Consider the following 544-nt stretch of genomic DNA (forward strand, 5'->3'; position numbering starts at 1 on the left):
CGGGCTTGTCGAGGTCGGCGGCGCGCACGGCGCAGAACCACATCTGCTCGAAGATGCGTTCCTGCTCGGCGCGGAAGACGTCCTCGTCCACGTAGGTGGAACCGGGCAGGGTGGCGATCAGGGACTCGGAAACAACATTGGTCGACAACTCGAAACTCCTTACGACGTACTGCGGAACGGGTGGGGCGGGTGGAAAGGTGTCACGCTCCGGCCGGGGCGGCGGCGGTGGCCGCGGCGGCGGCCGGGGCGGCGGCGGCGACAGCGGCGGCCACGGACCGGGCCGTCTCGTGCGGCGGGGCAGGGGTGCGGGCGGCAGCGGCGAGCTTCTCCAGGGTCTTGCGCCAGCGGCCGAAGAGCTTGATCTGGTTCCAGCCCAGCACCGCGACCGGTTCCTCCCCGGTGTAGTAGACGGCCAGGAGGGAGTCCTCGCCCGGTCCGCCGTGCTCGTAGACCACCCGCTCGGCCCGGGAGGCGTTCCCGGCGAACTGCAGGCGGGTGCCGTACTGGTCGGACCAGAAGTAGGGGGGCTTCACCGCCGGCAGGG

Annotated in this window: 1 protein-coding gene; it reads right to left on the reverse strand. The window is 71.7% G+C overall.

Going from position 1 to position 544, the window contains the following annotated elements:
* Positions 1 to 200 precede the first annotated feature (200 nt).
* Positions 201 to 544: oxidoreductase C-terminal domain-containing protein (locus ACWCOM_RS18475; RefSeq protein WP_454550200.1), on the reverse strand; the 344-nt coding region annotated here is incomplete at its 5' end.

The organism is Kocuria sp. KH4 (genome assembly GCF_053711175.1).